Origin of the sequence: Nonomuraea helvata (assembly GCF_039535785.1) — a bacterium.
GTDB lineage: Bacteria > Actinomycetota > Actinomycetes > Streptosporangiales > Streptosporangiaceae > Nonomuraea > Nonomuraea helvata.
In genome coordinates, this window is the sequence record NZ_BAAAXV010000005.1 from 1224919 (window position 1) to 1242023 (window position 17105).

The following is a 17105-nucleotide window of genomic DNA, read 5'->3' on the forward strand; positions in this document are numbered from 1 at the left end:
TGACATGGTGGTTTCCCGTTCCTCCACGGGCGTTCCGTACAGAACGCCAGCCTTCGATCTGGCAGAACCGTTCGTGGTCCTCACGTGTGGGTTGGGGCCAGGTCACCGGGGCTTCCCAACCAGCCATTCACGCAACTGATCGTCGTCGCTGAGGCTGATCAACTGCACCAATCCCCAGTTCTCACGGTGGTTCGGCGCATCGAGCAAGTGGTCCTGCCAGTCTTCGGCGTACTCACGCAGCGCACCTACCATCTCCGTGACGGCCTCATTGAAGGTCCGGCCGTCCGCAGCGATCGGCAGCCCGGGGATGAAGACGGACCAACCGCCGTCCTCCGCAACCGTCTGTGCACCAGACGGAGTGACGGCTGCGAGGTAGTGGCGCAGTCTCTCGACGTCCACGATGGCAGTCCTGGCAGAATCACGACGCACCGTGGCCACACGGCCTCGTTCAGCCGCGTCCAAGAGCGCTTTCAGATGCGCGCGCGCCTCTGTATAGCTGTCGAAATGAACGGCAGACATGGCGGCACCTCCATTGGAGCGTATCTATAGGATGCCAACCCTTGATAGGTACGTCAAGTACGTGACGTACTGATAGTTGAGCGATAGAGCCGTTCGCGCGGTCGCAGCAGCAGGGCAGCGTCAGCCAATAACGCTTTCCCGTCTTGGAGGCTGAACCTCTACCGTGTACGCCGTGACCACTCAGGTGATCGTGCTCAATGGCGGATCCAGCGCGGGCAAGTCCTCGATCGTCCGGCACCTGCAGGCCGTCCTGCCGCAGCCATGGCTGGCCTTCGGGGTCGACTCGCTCATCGAGGCGATGCCGGCATCCATGCAGGCATCGGATGAGGGCATCGAGTTCGCCTCCGATGGCGGAGTCGCCGTCGGGCCGGAGTTCGTAGCGCTGCAAGCCGCGTGGATGGAGGGGATCGCCGCGATGGTCCGTGCCGGGGCTCGGGTCGTCATCGACGATGTCTTCCTCGGCGGAGGGGCGTCCCAGCAGCGGTGGCAGAGGGTTTTCGGCGGACTGGACGTCCTGTGGGTCGGCGTCAAGTGTGACAGCGCGGTCGCCGCCGAGCGCGAGAGCGCTCGGGGGGACCGGATCACGGGAATGGCCGCGCTCCAGGCGGAGGTGGTCCACGAAGGGGTGGTCTATGACGTGGTGGTGGATACCACGGAGACCGAGTCCCTGGTGTGCGCGAAGATCATCGCCGATCATGTGCGGCAGTCCGGCGAACGGTTCAGGTCGTCGCACTGAGCGAGCGGGACTTTCGGGCGACGGGATGTGGTGTTTGTCCTGGTCTGGCTGCCACTGTGTTAAGGGGTGAAGAATACCTTCGCAAAGATCTCGCGCGAGAAGGAAAATGTTGAGACGCTGATCCCACTTACGTGGCCCCCCAGTCCAAGGAGTGGTTCATGCGCCGCCTATTGGCGATCTCCGTGGTCGCCCTCCTGCCCTTAACCGCCGCCCCAGCGGCCAACGCCGAAGAGCCGGCTGACCGTCAGGAGGCCTTCGCGGCCGCCGCCCAAGAGTTCAAGGTGCCTGAGAGCGTCCTTCTCGGTGTGTCGTACCTCGAGTCGCGGTGGGACGCCCATGCCGGGCAGCCGTCCAACAGCGCCGGGTTCGGCCCCATGCATCTGACCGACGCCGCCGCCTTCGCCACGTCCAACCACCATGGCGACGGCGCCGAGGACGCGCGAGGGGACGAGAGCCGGCCTCTGCCCGCTCCCGAGCCCTCCTCCGCCCAGGCCGACATTCCCGCCTCACTCCGCACCATGGAGCGGGCCGCGGAGCTGACCGGGGAGAGCAACGAGCGGCTGCGTACCGACGATGCCGCCAACATCCGGGGCGGCGCGGCGCTGCTCGCCGACTACCAGAAGGCGCTCGGCGCGCCGCTGAGCGAGGACCCGGGCGAGTGGTACGGCGCCGTCGCCAAGTACTCCGGGGCCGAGGAGTCCGGGGCGGCCAAGTTCTTCGCCGACGAGGTGTACGCGACGATCAAGGAAGGCGCCGCGCGGACCACCGACGACGGGGAGAAGGTCACGCTGCCCGCCGTGCCGGGTCTCGAGAAGATCGAGAAGTGGCTCGAGAAGCTCGGCCTGCGCCACGAGCGGACCGACGGCGTCGAGTGCCCGGCCTCCGTCTCCTGCGAGTGGATTCCCTCCGCGTACCAGCAGCTGCCGCCCCCCAAGGACTACGGTCACTACGACCTGGCGAACAGGCCGTTCGGCCAGAAGATCGAGTACATCGTCATTCATGACATGGAGGGATATTTCGCCCCCTCCATCCGCATGAACCAGGACCCCACTTACGGCGCCAGCTGGCAGTACTCGGTGCGCTCCACCGACGGCCACATCGCCCAGCACATCAAGGGCAAGGACGTCGCCTGGCAGGCCGGCAACTGGTACGTCAACGCCAAGTCCATCGGCATCGAGCACGAGGGCTTCCTGGCCGAGGGCAGCACCTGGTACACCGAGGCGATGTACCGGTCGAGCGCCCGCCTGGTCCGCTACCTGGCGCTCAGGTACGGCATCCCGCTCGACCGCGCCCACATCCTGGGCCACGACAACGTCCCCGGCACCCTGCCCACGACCGTGAAGCAGATGCACGAGGACCCGGGCCCGTTCTGGGACTGGACGCACTACTTCCAGCTGATCGGCGCCCCCCTGCACCAGTTCGGCGGCCCCAGGTCCGGATCGATCATGATAAAGCCGGACTTCGCGACGAATAAGCCGTACTTCTACGGGTGCGACCGCAAGAACCCGAACGCCGACTGCCCGCCGCTCCCCGCGAGCACCGTCTGGCTCCGCACCGAGCCGAGGCAGGACGCGCCGCTGGTCAAGGACATCGGCAAGCACCCGACCGGCGGCTCCCTCTACAGCGTGTACGACCACAGCGCCCGCGCCACCACCGGCCAGCGCTTCGCCGTGGCCGAGCGCCAGGGCGACTGGACGGCCATCTGGTACCTCGGCCAGAAGGCCTGGTTCTACAACCCGGCGAGCGCGCCGACCGCCGTCCCGTCCATGGGGCTCGTGGTCACGCCGAAGCCGGGCAAGGCCACGGTCCCGGTGTACGGCAGGGCCTACCCCGAGCAGGAGGCGTACCCCGCCGACATCCCGTACCAGGCGGTGACCCCGCTGCAGTACACGTTCTCGGCAGGCGAAAAGTACACGCTGGCCGGATCGGCGCCCGCCGAGTACTACCGGGCGGTCACGTTCACCATGGACCAGGACCACAAGGTGGTCCGGGGCAAGACGAAGTACCTGCAGATCCAGTTCGGCCACCGCGTGATGTTCGTCAAGGCTGACGACGTGCAGGTGACGTTCTCCGGGTGAACTCCTTGACGGCGCGCCTGGTGCTCGCGAGCGCCTCCTGAGAGGAGTCGTACGTGCGCTGGGCGACGCCGACGAACACGCAGTCGACGACGAGGAGCTGGCTGATCCTGCTGGCCAGGGCGCCGGGACGGAACTCCGTCTCGCGCCCGGCGGAGATCAGCACGTGTTCGGCCAGCTCCGCGATGGACGAACGCGGGTTGTTCGTGATCGCGACCGTGGTGGCCCCGGCCTCCTTGGCCCGGGTCAGCGGCTCGATCACGTCGGGCGTCTCCCCCGACGTGCTGATGCCGATCGCCACGTCGCCTTCCCTGAGCAGCACCGCGCTGGTCAGCGCCAGGTGCGCGTCCTGGAAGGCGTGGCTGGACAGCCCGATGCGCAGCAGCTTCTGGGCGACGTCCTCGGCCACCAGCCCGGAGGCGCCCACCCCGTACGCGTCGATCCGCCGCGCCCCCACGATGGCGTCCACGACGAGCCCCAGCCGCTCGGAGGTCAGCTGGGCGACGGTGTCGTTGATCGCCTCGGACTCGGCCCGCGCCACCTTCTGGATGACCTCCGACAGCGGATCGTCGGGTGCCAGGTCCCCGGGCACGAGCCGGTCGGGCTGCGCGGCGGCCGCCGCCAAGGCCAGCCTGAGCTGCGGATAGCCCGCGAACCCGAGCAGCCTGGCGGTGCGCACGATCGTGGCCTCGCTCGTGCCGGAGGCGGCGGAGAGCTCCGTGATGGTGCTCCTGGCCACCGTCGCGGGGTCCTCCAGGATGAGCCGGGCGACGGTCTGCGCGGCCGGCGTCAGGGACGGCAGCACACCGCGGACCGTGGCCACCAGAGTGTCGGCCCGCAGGCCGTTGCCGCTGTCGTCCACGTCCTGATTATGCCGTCCGTTTACCGCAATTTGCCGCCGCCCCTGCCCCGGGTTTAACGCAATGTGCCGTTCGTCATGCCCGCGGGCTCCTCCGGCACGGCGATAAGTCCCAATTCTGCGGGAGTATCCATGAGCGGGTGGTACGGCACGGCCCGCACGGTGTATCCGAACGCTCCCGTACGGTCGAGCGGGACCTCGCCCGTGTAGTGAGCCCGCCCGTCGTCGTCCGTCGCCACGACGGCGAGCTTCGCGTACGTGGGACGCACCAGCTCGTCGTGCGGCCCGACCTTGCCGTAGGCGGCCTCCACCAGCACGTCGCCGGGCTCCAGCTCACCGAGCGCGACCGTGGCGCGCAGCTCGACGGAGGCGCCCACCTCCGGCGTGTCCCCCACGCCCGAGGCTTCGACGTGCTCGACGCGCACCCCCGGCCAGGCCTGGGCGACCCGGACCTTCCAGGCCGCGAACGCCTTCGCGGGCGCGTGCGACTCGGCCGACAGCGCGCGGGCGGAGGCGGCGGCCGGGCTGTAGAGATCGACCACGTAGTCCCGCAGCATCCGGCCGGCCAGCACCTTCGGCCCGAGCGAGGTGAGGGTGTGCTTGACCATCTCCATCCAGCGCCGCGGCTGCCCGTCGAAGGCCCGGTCGTAGAACCGGTCGGACACCTCGTGCTCGATCAGGTCGTACAGGGCGGCGGCCTCCAGCTCGTCCCGCCGGTCCGGGTCCGTCACGCCGTCGGCGGTCGGGATCGCCCAGCCGTTGGTGCCGTCGTACCACTCGTCCCACCAGCCGTCGCGGATCGACAGGTTGAGCCCGCCGTTCAGCGCGGACTTCATCCCCGACGTGCCGGAGGCCTCAAGCGGGCGCAGCGGGTTGTTCAGCCAGACGTCGCAGCCCTGGGTCATGAGCTGACCGAGCGCCATGTCGTAGTCGGGCAGGAAGACGATGCGGTGGCGCACCGTCGGATGATCGGCGAACTTGACGATCTGCTGGATCAGCTTCTTCCCGCCCTCGTCCGCGGGGTGCGCCTTGCCGGCGATCACGATCTGCACGGGCTTGTCGGGGTCGAGCAGCAGCTCGGTCAGCCGCTTGGGATCGCGCAGCATCAGCGTGAGCCGCTTGTACGACGGCACCCGCCGGGCGAAGCCGATGGTCAGCACGTCGGGGTCGAGCGCGTCGTCGATCCAGCCGAGCTCGGCGTCGGACGCGCCCCGCTCGCGCCACGCCTTGCGCAGGCGTACCCGGGCGCCCTCGACCAGCCGCTTGCGCAGCGTGCTCCTGATCTGCCAGATGTCGGCGTCGGAGATCTTCTGGATGCCCTCCCAACCGCGGGCCCGCTCCAGCAGCGAGGGCACCTCCCGCACGGCCAGCTCCATGAGCTCACGGCCGACCCAGGTGGGCGCGTGCACGCCGTTGGTGATCGAGCCGATCGGCACCTCGTCGCGGTCGAAGCCCGGCCAGAGATCCTTGAACATCTCCCGGCTGACCTTGCCGTGCAGCTCGGACACGCCGTTGACGCGCTGCGCCAGCCGCATGCCCATGACCGCCATGTTGAACCGGCCCGGGTCGGCCTCGGCGCCGAGCGCCAGGATCCGCTCGACGGGCACGGTCGGCCAGGCGTTCGAGCCGCCGAAGTGACGCTCGATCATGTCCACGGGGAACCTGTCGATCCCCGCGGGGACGGGCGTGTGCGTGGTGAACACCGTGCCCGCGCGCACGGCCTCCAGCGCCTCGTCGAAGGAGAGCCGCGCCTCGGTCAGCTCGCGTATGCGCTCGAGGCCGAGGAATCCGGCGTGCCCCTCGTTCGTGTGGAACACCTCGGGCTCGGCGTGCCCGGTGATCCTGCAGTACGCCCTGATCGCGCGTACGCCGCCCACGCCCAGCAGCAGTTCCTGCATGAGCCGGTGGTCGGTGCCGCCGCCGTAGAGGCGGTCGGTGACGTCGCGGGCGGCGGTGTCGTTCTCGGCCACGTCGGAGTCGAGCAGCAGCAGCGGCACCCGGCCCACCTGGGCCACCCACACCTGGGCGTGCAGCTCGCGCTCGTCGGGCAGGGCGATGCGGACCTTGACGGGCTCGCCCTCGGGCTCCTTCAGCAGGCTGAGCGGCAGGCCGCCCGCGTCGAGCGACGGATAGTGCTCCAGCTGCCAGCCCTCGGGCGACAGCGACTGCGTGAAGTAGCCGTGGCGGTAGAGCAGGCCGACCGCGAGGATCGGCACGCCCAGGTCGCTGGCCGCTTTGAGATGGTCTCCCGCGAGGATGCCCAGGCCGCCCGAGTACTGCGGCAGCGCGGCGGCGATGCCGTACTCCGGCGAGAAGTACGCGATGGCGCGCGCCGCGTCGGGCAGCGTCTGGTACCAGCGCGGCGATGTCATGTATTCGCGCAGGTCATCGGCTGCGTCGGCGAGGCGTCGCAGGAAGCGGCGGTCGGAGGCGAGCTCGCTCAGCCTGGCGGGACTGACGGCGCCGAGCAGGGCCACGGGATCGTGGCCCACCTGCTCCCAGAGCTCGGCATCTACCTCCGAGAAGAGGTCCGTAGTCTCCGGATGCCAGGACCAGCGGAGGTTGTGCACGAGCTCGCCGAGGGCGGCCAGCTCCGCGGGCAGGACGGTGCGGACGGTAAACCGGCGGATAGCTCTCACGTTTCTGCACCCTACGGGCTAGGAGGGACCTCTGAGTCCTTCACCCTCATCAAGACCGTTCAAACCCCTTCCGGGACAAGGCATGAAGATGGACGTTTGGGGCAACTTTCCTCATTGTTGGCTGTCCCGCGGGCACACTCGGGAGGTCTATCCACTGCTGTCCACAATTTACATGCAAGGATCGTTCCTATGGCGGGACGCGACCAGCGCCCCACCCGAGCTGCATCGACACGGAAAGCCTCCGGCGGCACCGAGCGCGCCGCCGCAAACCCTTGAATGCGATGATCGGACGAATTCCCATCACGGACATCTCCCCCGTCGTCGACTGCGGGCAGTGGCCCGCCAAGGCGGTCGCCGGCGAGACCTTCCAGGTCTCCGCGACCGTGTTCAGAGAGGGCCATGACGCCGTGGCCGCGGGCGTGGTGTTCACCTCGCCCGACGGCCAGCGCGGGCGTCTGAGACGAATGCGCGAGCTCGCCCCCGGCACCGACCGCTGGGGCGTGGACGTGTGCCTGCCCGCCGAGGGTGACTGGCTGTTCCGCGTGGAGGCGTGGAGCGACCCGATCAGCACATGGCTGCACGACGCCGAGATCAAGATCCCGCGTGGCATGGACGTCGACCTCATGTGCGAGGAAGGCGCCCGGCTGTTCGAGCGGGCCGCCAAGGCCGTACGGGCGGCCGACTGCCCGAACGGCCAGCCCAAGAACGGCGCGAACAACCGCGGCGCCACGACACAGAACGGCAACGGCGACAGCGCCTGCGGGCACCGGGCGGCTCTGCTCGCAGTCTCGGCCACCCTGCGTGACGAGGAGCTGGACCCCAGGGCCCGGCTCTCGATCGCGCAGCTGCCGGAGACGGCCGCGCTGCTGGAGTCGCACCCGTTCCGGGAGCTGGTGACCAGATCCAAATCCCACAAGGTCAGGGTGGACCGGCGCAGGGCGCTGTACGGCTCATGGTACGAGTTCTTCCCCAGGTCGGAAGGCTCGGTCGTCAGCGAGCTCGGCATCTCCAAGTCCGGAAATTTCCAGACTGCTGCCAAGCGGCTCCCGGCCATCGCCAAGATGGGCTTCGACGTCGTCTACCTCCCGCCCATCCACCCGATCGGCACGCAGTTCCGCAAGGGCCGCAACAACACGCTCAGCCCCGAGCCCGACGAGCCCGGCTCGCCCTGGGCCATCGGCTCCGAGGACGGCGGCCACGACGCCGTGCATCCTGATCTGGGCACCCTCGAGGACTTCGACGAGTTCGTGGGGCGCGCCAAGGAGCTGGGCATGGAGATCGCGCTCGACTTCGCGCTCCAGTGCTCGCCCGACCACCCGTGGGTCAAGGAGCACCCCGAGTGGTTCACGATCAGGGCGGACGGCACCATCGCGTACGCCGAGAACCCGCCGAAGAAGTACCAGGACATCTACCCGATCAACTTCGACAAGGATCCCGAGGGCATCTACGCCGAGGTCAGGCGGGTGCTGCGGCACTGGATGGACCACGGCGTGCGGATCTTCCGGGTGGACAACCCGCACACGAAGCCGGTCGGGTTCTGGGAGCGGCTGCTGGCCGACATCCACACGACCGACCCGGACGTGATCTTCCTGGCCGAGGCGTTCACCCGGCCGCCGATGCTCCGTTCGCTGGCCAAGGTGGGCTTCCACCAGTCGTACACGTACTTCACCTGGCGGAACACGAAGTCCGAGGTGGAGACGTACCTCACGGAGCTGGCCCAGGAGACCTCCGCCTACCTGCGGCCGAACCTGTTCGTGAACACGCCCGACATCCTGCACGAGTACCTGCAGCACGGCGGCGTGCCCGGGTTCAAGATCAGGGCGGTGCTGGCCGCGCTGGCCTCCCCCACGTGGGGGGTCTACTCGGGGTACGAGCTCATCGAGAACATTCCGGTACGGCCAGGAAGCGAGGAATACCTAGATAGCGAGAAATATCAGTACAAACCTCGTGATTGGGTTACGGCCGAGCGTGAAGGGTGGAGTCTGGCGCCCTTCATCACCCACCTGAATTTGTTCCGAAGAGCTCATCCCGCACTACAGGAATTGCGTAATCTACGGTTCCACAGGGTCGACCAAGGGGACATCGTCTGCTTCTCGAAGCGACTTCCCGGCGCCTATGACCCGGCCACACGCAGGCACGGTCTGGGCGACGTGGTTCTGGCGGTCATCAACCTGGATCCGCACCACACCCATGAGGCGACTGTTGACCTGGACCTACCGGCACTCGGACTCGACTGGAACGCGGAGTTCGTCGTCGACGACGAACTCTCCGGCGAGTCCTATCGCTGGCGGCAGAGCAACTACGTACGCCTCGACCCACACATCCAGCCTGCCCATATTCTCACCGTCCGAGCCGCGCCACGGTAGAACTGAATTCAGCGGGGAGTCTTCAACGTGTGTGAAAGCGCCTCCGTCATGAGCCCCTCGTGGGGTGGCTCATGAGCTCCACCACACCCATTCCCAACACCTTCGACGAGGAAAAGCCGCGCGACCCCTACTGGTACAAACGCGCGGTTTTCTACGAGGTCCTGATCCGGGGCTTCGCCGACTCCAACGGCGACGGCACCGGCGACATCAGAGGGCTCATCAGCAAGCTCGACTACCTGCAGTGGCTGGGTGTCGACTGCCTCTGGCTGTTGCCGCTGTACGAGTCGCCGCTGCGTGACGGCGGTTATGACATCGCGGACTTCACGAAGATCCTGCCCGATTTCGGGGATCTGGGAGACTTCGTGAAGCTCGTCGACGAGGCACACAAACGCGGCATGCGCGTCATAGCCGACCTCGTCATGAACCACACCAGCGACGCCCACCCATGGTTCCAGGCGTCCCGGCACGACCCGGAGGGGCCGTTCGGCGACTTCTACGTGTGGTCCGACACCGATGAGAAATACCAGGACGCCCGGATCATCTTCATCGACACCGAGACGTCCAACTGGACCTACGACCCCGTACGCGGCCAGTACTACTGGCACCGCTTCTTCCACCACCAGCCGGACCTCAACTACGAGAACCCGGACGTGCAGGAGGCCATGCTGGAGGTCCTGCGCTTCTGGCTGGACCTGGGCATCGACGGGTTCCGGCTGGACGCGGTGCCGTACCTCTTCGAGGAGGAGGGCACCAACTGCGAGAACCTGCCGAAGACCCACCAGTACCTCAAGCGGGTCAGGGCCGAGGTGGACCGGATCTACCCCGACCGGGTGCTGCTCGCCGAGGCCAACCAGTGGCCGACGGACGTGGTGGAGTACTTCGGCGATCCAGTGGGCGGCGGGGACGAATGCCACATGGCCTTCCATTTCCCGCTGATGCCCCGCATCTTCATGGCCGTACGCCGGGAGTCGCGCTACCCCATCTCCGAAATCATGGCGCAAACGCCGAAAATTCCGGAGCACTGCCAGTGGGGAATCTTCCTCCGCAACCACGACGAGCTGACGCTCGAGATGGTCACCGACGAGGAACGCGACTACATGTACACCGAGTACGCCAAGGATCCCCGCATGCGGGCGAACGTCGGCATCCGCCGCCGCCTGGCCCCGCTGCTGGAGAACGACCGCAACCAGATCGAGCTGTTCACCGCGCTGCTCCTGTCGCTGCCCGGCTCCCCCGTGCTCTACTACGGCGACGAGATCGGCATGGGCGACAACATCTGGCTCGGCGACCGCGACGGCGTGCGCACGCCCATGCAGTGGGACCCCGACCGCAACGCGGGCTTCTCCGACTGCGACCCCGGCCGGCTCTACCTGCCGGTCATCATGGACCCGATCTACGGCTACCAGGGCCTCAACGTCGAGGCCCAGCAGCGGAACGCCGGCTCGCTGCTGCACTGGACCAAACGCATGATCGAGATCCGCAAGCGCCACCCCGTCTTCGGCGTGGGCGGTTACGCAGAGCTCAACTCCTCCAACCCGAGCGTGCTCGCGTTCGTCAGGGAGCTCGGGGACGACCGGATGCTCTGCGTGAACAATCTGTCACGCTTCCCGCAGCCGGTCGAGCTTGACCTGCGGAGATTCGTCGGGGTTTCGCCTGTGGAGACCATGGGAGGGGTCCCATTCCCGGCAATTGGCGAACTTCCGTATCTTTTGACGCTTCCTGGGCATGGGTTCTATTGGTTCACTCTCCCGCCGGCGATCACCCAGGAGGAGTAGGACGTGCTTGATGAGCTCCTTGCCGCATGGATCGGACGCCAACGTTGGTTCGGCGGCAAGGGGCGCCCGATCGACGACCTGTCGATCGAATCGGACGTCGAGCTGGCGCCCGGGCTGCGACACCTGGTCGTGGCCGTGTGGCAGGAGGGCTCGCGCGACCGCTACCAGATCCTGCTCGGGGAGCGCACCGAGCTCCCCGACCGCCTGAGTCACGCGCTCATCGGCCTGCTGGGCGACGTCTACGTGTACGACGCCGTACACGACCCCGACCGCACGAGCCGGCTCCTCGACGGCATGGCCCGCGACGAGACCGACAACGGCCTGCGCATGCGCCACGTGCCCGACATCACGATCGACACCGACCAGCGCAGCCTGGTGCTGGGGGCCGAGCAGTCCAACACCTCGCTCGTGTACGGGGACCTGTACATCTGCAAGCTCTTCCGCCGCCTCATCCCCGGCGTCAACCCGGAGCTGGAGATCATCACCGCGCTGGCCGCACGGGGCGCGCCGCACATCGCGCAGCCGTACGGGTGGATCGAGACGGACCTCGACGGTACGGACACCACGCTCGCGATCATGCAGGAGTACCTGTGCAACGCGAACGACGGCTGGGACCTCGCCCTGACCAGCGTGCGCGACCTCTACGCGTCGCTGCCCGAGCTGCCGGCGGCCGATGCGGGCGGGGACTTCGCGGCCGAGTCGCAGCGGCTCGGCGTCGCCACCGCCCGGGTGCACCACGAGCTGGCCGAGGCCTTCCCCACGGACGTCATCGAGTCGCACGAGGTCAAGCGGATGGCCGAGACCTTCCGGCGCAAGCTGGGCCGGGCGGTGGCGGAGGTGCCCGAGCTGCGCCCGCATGTGAGCGCTATCGAGGACGCCTACCACCAGGTGGACCTGCTCACCCACGTGATCCCCGTGCAGCGGATCCACGGCGACTACCACCTGGGCCAGGTCATGCGCACGCCGACCGACTGGGTGGTGCTGGACTTCGAGGGCGAGCCGGGGCAGCCGCTGGCCGAGCGCAGGGCCCTGTACTCGCCGCTGCGTGACGTGGCCGGGATGCTGCGCTCGTTCGACTACGCGGCCAGGCACCTGCTCGCCGGCCACTCGGAGGCCGAGCGCCTGGAGCCCCGGGCCGCGGAGTGGGCCGACCGGAACCGCGCCGCGTTCCTCGAGGGATACCTGGAGGGCGGCGGCGTGATCACGCGAGGGGACGCGGCGCTCCTGCGGGCCTTCGAGCTCTCCAAGGCCGTGTACGAGGTCGTGTACGAGGCCCGCAACCGGCCCACCTGGATCTCGATCCCCCTGGCCGCCTTCCGGCCTCGCTAGAGCTCTTCGACCAGCCCCGACAGCCCCTCGTGAGCGAGCCCCCTGGCCACGCGCCGGTCGATGACGGTCTTCATGGGCAGCAGCAGGTCCAGCTTGACGCCCTGCTCCTGGAAGGCGCGGACGAGGTTCTCCATGCCCGCCCGGTTGACCTCCAGGTTGGACACCTCGGTCCTGTGGTCGCCCGCCTCGATGGCCTCGGCCCAGCGGGGCTGTTGGGCCGCCATCGCGTTGAGCCACGGGACCAGCAGCTCCGTGGTGAAGTCCGTCAACGGGTACTTCGCCGACCTGACCAGCGCGGCGGCCTCCAGGTAACCGGCCATCTGGCCGTACATGCCGGTCAGCATGGCCAGGTCGAGCAGCGGGGCCATGCCCGGGTCCGTGCCGACGTACCGGGCCGCGGCCATGGCCGTGAACGCCTGCTCGTAACGGTCGAAAGCCGGCTGCGAGCCGCTGTAGAGGATGAGCGCGCCGGGCGTGGCGATCATCTGGGGGACGGCCATGATGCCGCCGTCCAGGTAGTCGCCGCCGCGCTCGGCCACCCAGGCCGCCGTCTCACGGGCCTCGGCGGGGCGGCTGGTGGTGAGGTTGGCGATGACGCGGCCCTCCAGCGGAGCCTCCTTCAGTACCTCGTGGACGGAGGGGCAGTCGAGCAGGCAGACGATCACCAGGGGGCTCGCCCCGACGGCCTCCGCGGGGGTGGCGGCGCGGGTCGCGCCCCTGGCGACCAGGGGGTCGGCCTTGGCGGGCGAGCGGTTCCACACGGTGACACGGTGGCCGGCCTCGATGAGGCTCGCCGCGAGCGCGGAGCCCATGAGACCGAGGCCCAGCACAGAGATATTCTCGGACATTTCAGTGTTCCTTCTGGTCAGGAGTGATGCGTTCACCCTGCAGGTGCACGGTTATGGTCTGGTTCGGGATCGGTTACGGGGGGTGGGATGCGGTTCGGGGTGCTGGGCCCGCTCGCGGTGTGGAACGCGAACGGGGAGCCGGTCAAGGTGCCGGAGGCCAAGGTCCGGGCGCTCCTCGCCGACCTGCTGATCCACGCCGGCCGTCCCGTCTCCGCGGACCGGCTGATCGAGGACCTCTGGGGCGACCGTCCCCCGGCGAACGCGCCCGCCGCTCTGCGGGTCAAGGTGTCGCAGCTGCGCAGGGCGCTGGGCGGGCTGGTCGCCCACCGGGTGCCCGGGTACGTGCTGCGGGTGGAGCCGTCGTCGGTGGACGCCGGGCTGTTCGAGTCGCTGGTCGGGCGCGCGCAGCGCGCCACCGAGCCGGGGGCGCGGGCCGCGCTGCTGCGCGAGGCGCTCGGGCTGTGGCGCGGGGACGCGTACGCGGAGTTCGCCGGCGAGCAGTTCGCCCTGGCCGCTGTGGCGCGGCTGGAGGAGCAGCGGCTGGTGGCGCTCGAGGAACTGGCCGAGGCGCGGCTGGGGCTGGGCGAGCACGCCCTGCTCGCTGCCGAGCTGTCCGACCTGGTGGCCCGGCATCCCCTGCGGGAACGGCTCCATGCCGTACACCTGCGGGCCCTCTACCGGGCCGGGCGGCAGAGCGAGGCGCTGGCCCGCTACGGGGAGTTGCGGCGGCGGCTCTCCGAGGAGCTGGGCCTCGACCCCGGACCCGAGCTGGTGACCCTGCACCAGGCGATCCTGCGGCAGGACCCGGCCCTGGAGGCGCCCGTGCTCCCCCGCACCAACCTGCCCGCGCCTATGACGAGCCTGGTGGGCCGGGACGAGGCGGTGGCCGAGGTCCGCTCGCTGCTGCGTGCCGGCCGGCTCGTCACGCTCACCGGGCCGGGAGGGGTCGGCAAGACGCGGCTGGCGCTGGCGGCCGCGGCCGGCCTGGAGTCGGCGGAGGGGTTCGACGGCGGGGTGTGGCTGGTCGAGCTGGCCTCGCTCGGCGCCGGGGCACCGGTGGCCGGGGTGGCCGAGCTGATCGCGGACGTGCTCGGCCTGCGTGATGACGTGCCGGAGTCCATGCTGGAGCGGCTGCCCGCCGCGCTGGCGGCCAAGCGGACGCTGCTCGTGCTGGACAACTGCGAGCACGTGGTCGAGCAGGTGGCGGCGCTGGGGAGCAGGCTGCTGCGGGCGGCTCCCGGGCTGCGTGTCCTCGCCACCAGCCAGGAGGCTCTGCGGATCGAGGGCGAGACTCTGGTGCAGGTGCCGCCGCTCGGGCGGGAGCCGGCGGTGGAGCTGTTCACGGCGCGGGCGGGCATCGAACCGGACGCCGACGTGGCGGAGATCTGCGAGCGGCTGGACGGCATCCCCCTGGCCCTCGAGCTGGCCGCCACGAGGATGCGGGTGCTGACCCCGCGCCAGCTCGCCGAGCGCCTCGACGACCGGTTCCAGGTGCTCACCTCAGGAGCGCGCGGCGCCCCGGCCAGGCAGCGGACGTTGCGGGCGATGATCGACTGGAGCTGGGAGCTGCTCTCCGACGCCGAGCGGGTCGTGCTGCGGCGCCTGGCCGCGCCCGCCGACGGCTGCACGCTGGAGGCGGCCGAGGAGGTGTGCGCGGAGCCGGGCGTGGACGTGCTCGACACGCTGGCCAGGCTGGTGGACCGGTCGCTGGTGGTGCGGGCGGCCGGGCCCCGTTTCCGGCTGCTGGAGTCGGTGGCGGCCTACTGCCAGGAACGGCTGCGCGAGGCGGGTGAGGACGACCTGATCGCGCTGCGGCACGTCCGTTACTACACCGCGCTGGCCGAGCGGGCGGAGCCGCGCCTGAGAGGCCATGAACAGCGGCTCACGCTCACGCTGCTGGACGCGGAGGGCGCCAACCTGCGGCTGGCGCTGGAGACGGCGGTGCGGCTGGGCGCGGCCGGCGAGGCGGTGCGGCTGGTCAACGCGATGGCCTGGTACTGGGTGCTGCGCGGCAAGCTGGGCGAGGGCCGGCGGGCGCTGGAGAGCGCCCAGGCCCTCGCCGGGAGCTCAGCGGAGACCGCGGTGTGGCTGGCCGGGCTGCGGATGCTGGCGGGGCGGCCCAGCGTGCCGGACGCCGCCGTGTTCGAGGCCATCGCGGACCCGCTCGCCAGGGCCAGGGCGCGGTGGTTCGCCGGGTTCGCGCTGTTCGGGTACGACGACCTGTCGGCGAGCGTGGACCTGCTGCGGAGCGCGCTGGAGGGCTTCCGCGAGCTGGGCGACGCCTGGGGCACCGCCGCGGCGCTGAGCGTACTGGCCAGGTACGCCGCCATGCGGGGCGACCTGGACGCGCTGCGGCGTGACGGGGAGCGGGGGCTGGCGCTGTTCAAGGAGATCGGCGACCGGTGGGGCGAGATGCGGGCCGCGGAGAACCTCGGCACGCTCGCCGAGATCACCGGAGACTACGGACGGGCCGCCGAGCTGCGCAGGGAGGGCCTGCGCATGGCGGAGGAGCTCGGGTTGTGGAGCTCGGTGTCCGACGCGCTGTCGCGGCTGGGCCGGATCGCCCTGCTGACGGGCGACTACGCGGCGGCCGACGACTACCACGAGCGGGCCAGGCGGCTGGCGGTGGCGCAGTCGAACCGGCCCGCCGAGGAGTTCGCCGAGCTGGGTCTCGCGCTGGTGGCGCGGCGGCGCGGCCGTCTCGACGAGGCCGAGTCGCTGCTGCGCAAGTGGCTGGACTGGGTCATGGACGTGTCCGGTGAGCCCGGCGCCGCGCTGATCCTGGCCGAACTGGGGTTCACCGCCGAGCTGCGGGGCGACGCGGCCGGCGCGCTGGAGCTGCAGCTGCGCGGGTTGGCGATGGCCCGCAACGTCGGCGACCCGCGGGCCATCGCGCTGGCGCTGGAGGGACTGGCGGGCGCGCGGACCCTGACCGGGCGGCATGAGGAGGCAGGACGGCTGCTGGGGCGGGCGGCGGCGCTCCGGGCGTCGGTGGGTGCGCCGCTGCCGAAGGCCGAGCGGGCCGACGTCGACCGGATCACGGCCGCGGTGGAGACCTCCCTGGGCCAGGAGGCGGCCGGAGCGGCCATGTCGCGGGGCGCGACCCTGCCGCTGGACGATCTCCTGGCCGAGTACGGCTAGTACACCGGATACGCCCCGGGAAAGCCAGGTGCGACGACGGCAGCCGAGCGGTGCTCTTCCTGGGCGCCGGTGATGCGCTGGACGACGAGGATCGCGAGCACGGCCGCCACGAGCGTCAGCCCGATGCACACCACGTCGAACCGGGCCGCCGCGGCGACCTGCTCCGGCTCATCGGCTCTGAACAGCAGCCGCGCGCCTACGTTGGAGGCCAGGTTGGCGACCACCCAGGCCGCCCACCAGGCGTTGAAGAGGCCCCTGGAGGGCGACGGAGCACGGCGTGAGGCGTCCCAGATGTCGTCCACGATCTGCTTCGGGACCCAGAACCAGATGATCGGGACCACCCAGCCGAAGATCAGCCAGGGCGTGGCGCGCCGGTGCCCGTGGGGCGCGAGGATCTCGGCGTTCGCCCTGACCCTGAAGAGCCAGATCAGGAACGCCACGATGGCGCCGACGTACACGCCGGTCTCCAGGATGCCGGAGAGCCCGTAGACGAGGTCGCCCGCGTTGATCTCCGACTCCGGCACGGAGTCGACGTCGGCCATGATGCGGTCGATGAGGTCCGCGTACCAGAGATCGATGACCGCGGCGATGACGCCGACGAGCGAGTCGCAGACGAGCATCACCGCCGCGAAGACCGCGAGTCCGCGGACCGGGCGTAACGGCGGGGGCGGTGGCGGCGGGTAGCCGTGAGCGGGGGGTGGCGGATACATGACTGCGGCCTTTCTCCGTCCTGGTTAAACCTAGGATTTCGCACTTTCGGTGATTGTCTCGGTGAAAGCGGGCAGTGCCTGAAGTGGACGGTCATCATAGGGCAGTGT

Annotated in this window: 11 protein-coding genes; 6 read left to right on the forward strand and 5 right to left on the reverse strand. The window is 69.6% G+C overall.

Annotated features, from left to right (window positions below):
• Positions 1–102 precede the first annotated feature (102 nt).
• Complete coding sequence (locus ABD830_RS25080; RefSeq protein ID WP_344991850.1) at positions 103–519, reverse strand: prevent-host-death protein; 417 nt, start codon at positions 517–519, stop codon at positions 103–105.
• Positions 520–691: 172 nt separating this feature from the next.
• Here ABD830_RS25080 and cpt point away from each other — a divergent pair, with 172 nt between their 5' ends.
• Together cpt and ABD830_RS25090 are read left to right on the forward strand one after the other, a co-directional pair.
• Complete coding sequence (gene cpt / locus ABD830_RS25085) at positions 692–1255, forward strand: chloramphenicol phosphotransferase CPT (RefSeq protein ID WP_344991853.1); 564 nt, start codon at positions 692–694, stop codon at positions 1253–1255.
• 158 nt (positions 1256–1413) lie between these two features.
• Positions 1414–3333, forward strand: coding sequence for an N-acetylmuramoyl-L-alanine amidase (locus ABD830_RS25090; protein ID WP_344991855.1), 1920 nt, complete (start codon positions 1414–1416; stop codon positions 3331–3333).
• Here the strand turns inward: ABD830_RS25090 and ABD830_RS25095 are convergent.
• Together ABD830_RS25095 and glgP are read right to left on the reverse strand one after the other, a co-directional pair.
• Positions 3296–4192: a MurR/RpiR family transcriptional regulator gene (locus ABD830_RS25095; RefSeq protein ID WP_344991857.1), complete on the reverse strand. Its 897-nt coding sequence runs from the start codon at positions 4190–4192 to the stop codon at positions 3296–3298. The genes ABD830_RS25090 and ABD830_RS25095 overlap by 38 nt on opposite strands.
• Before the next feature lie 53 nt (positions 4193–4245).
• A complete protein-coding gene (glgP, locus tag ABD830_RS25100; protein WP_344991860.1) occupies positions 4246–6828 on the reverse strand; it encodes an alpha-glucan family phosphorylase in 2583 nt (860 codons plus the stop codon).
• Between the two features lie 281 nt (positions 6829–7109).
• On the opposite strand from glgP, the gene ABD830_RS25105 reads away from it, so the two are divergent.
• The 3 genes from ABD830_RS25105 to ABD830_RS25115 all read left to right on the forward strand — a co-directional run bounded on the left by ABD830_RS25105 (position 7110) and on the right by ABD830_RS25115 (position 12298).
• Positions 7110–9194 carry an alpha-1,4-glucan--maltose-1-phosphate maltosyltransferase gene (locus tag ABD830_RS25105; protein ID WP_344991863.1) on the forward strand — a complete coding sequence of 695 codons (2085 nt, stop codon included), beginning with the start codon at positions 7110–7112 and terminating at the stop codon, positions 9192–9194.
• 71 nt (positions 9195–9265) lie between these two features.
• A complete protein-coding gene (gene treS, locus ABD830_RS25110; protein WP_344991866.1) occupies positions 9266–10969 on the forward strand; it encodes a maltose alpha-D-glucosyltransferase in 1704 nt (567 codons plus the stop codon).
• A gap of 3 nt (positions 10970–10972) precedes the next feature.
• The gene (locus ABD830_RS25115) at positions 10973–12298 is read left to right on the forward strand and encodes a maltokinase N-terminal cap-like domain-containing protein (protein ID WP_344991869.1); all 1326 of its coding nucleotides are present in this window, start codon (positions 10973–10975) and stop codon (positions 12296–12298) included.
• Here the strand turns inward: ABD830_RS25115 and ABD830_RS25120 are convergent.
• Positions 12295–13146 (reverse strand): NAD(P)-dependent oxidoreductase, encoded by an 852-nt coding sequence (locus ABD830_RS25120; protein ID WP_344991873.1) that lies wholly within the window; start codon positions 13144–13146, stop codon positions 12295–12297. The genes ABD830_RS25115 and ABD830_RS25120 overlap by 4 nt on opposite strands.
• Positions 13147–13233: 87 nt before the next feature.
• Between ABD830_RS25120 and ABD830_RS25125 the strand changes: the two genes are divergently transcribed.
• Positions 13234–16287 (forward strand): ATP-binding protein, encoded by a 3054-nt coding sequence (locus ABD830_RS25125; protein ID WP_344991875.1) that lies wholly within the window; start codon positions 13234–13236, stop codon positions 16285–16287.
• On the opposite strand, the gene ABD830_RS25130 is transcribed toward ABD830_RS25125, so the two are convergent.
• Positions 16284–16997 carry a DUF4328 domain-containing protein gene (locus tag ABD830_RS25130; RefSeq protein ID WP_344991878.1) on the reverse strand — a complete coding sequence of 238 codons (714 nt, stop codon included), beginning with the start codon at positions 16995–16997 and terminating at the stop codon, positions 16284–16286. The genes ABD830_RS25125 and ABD830_RS25130 overlap by 4 nt on opposite strands.
• Between the last annotated feature and the right edge of the window lie 108 nt (positions 16998–17105).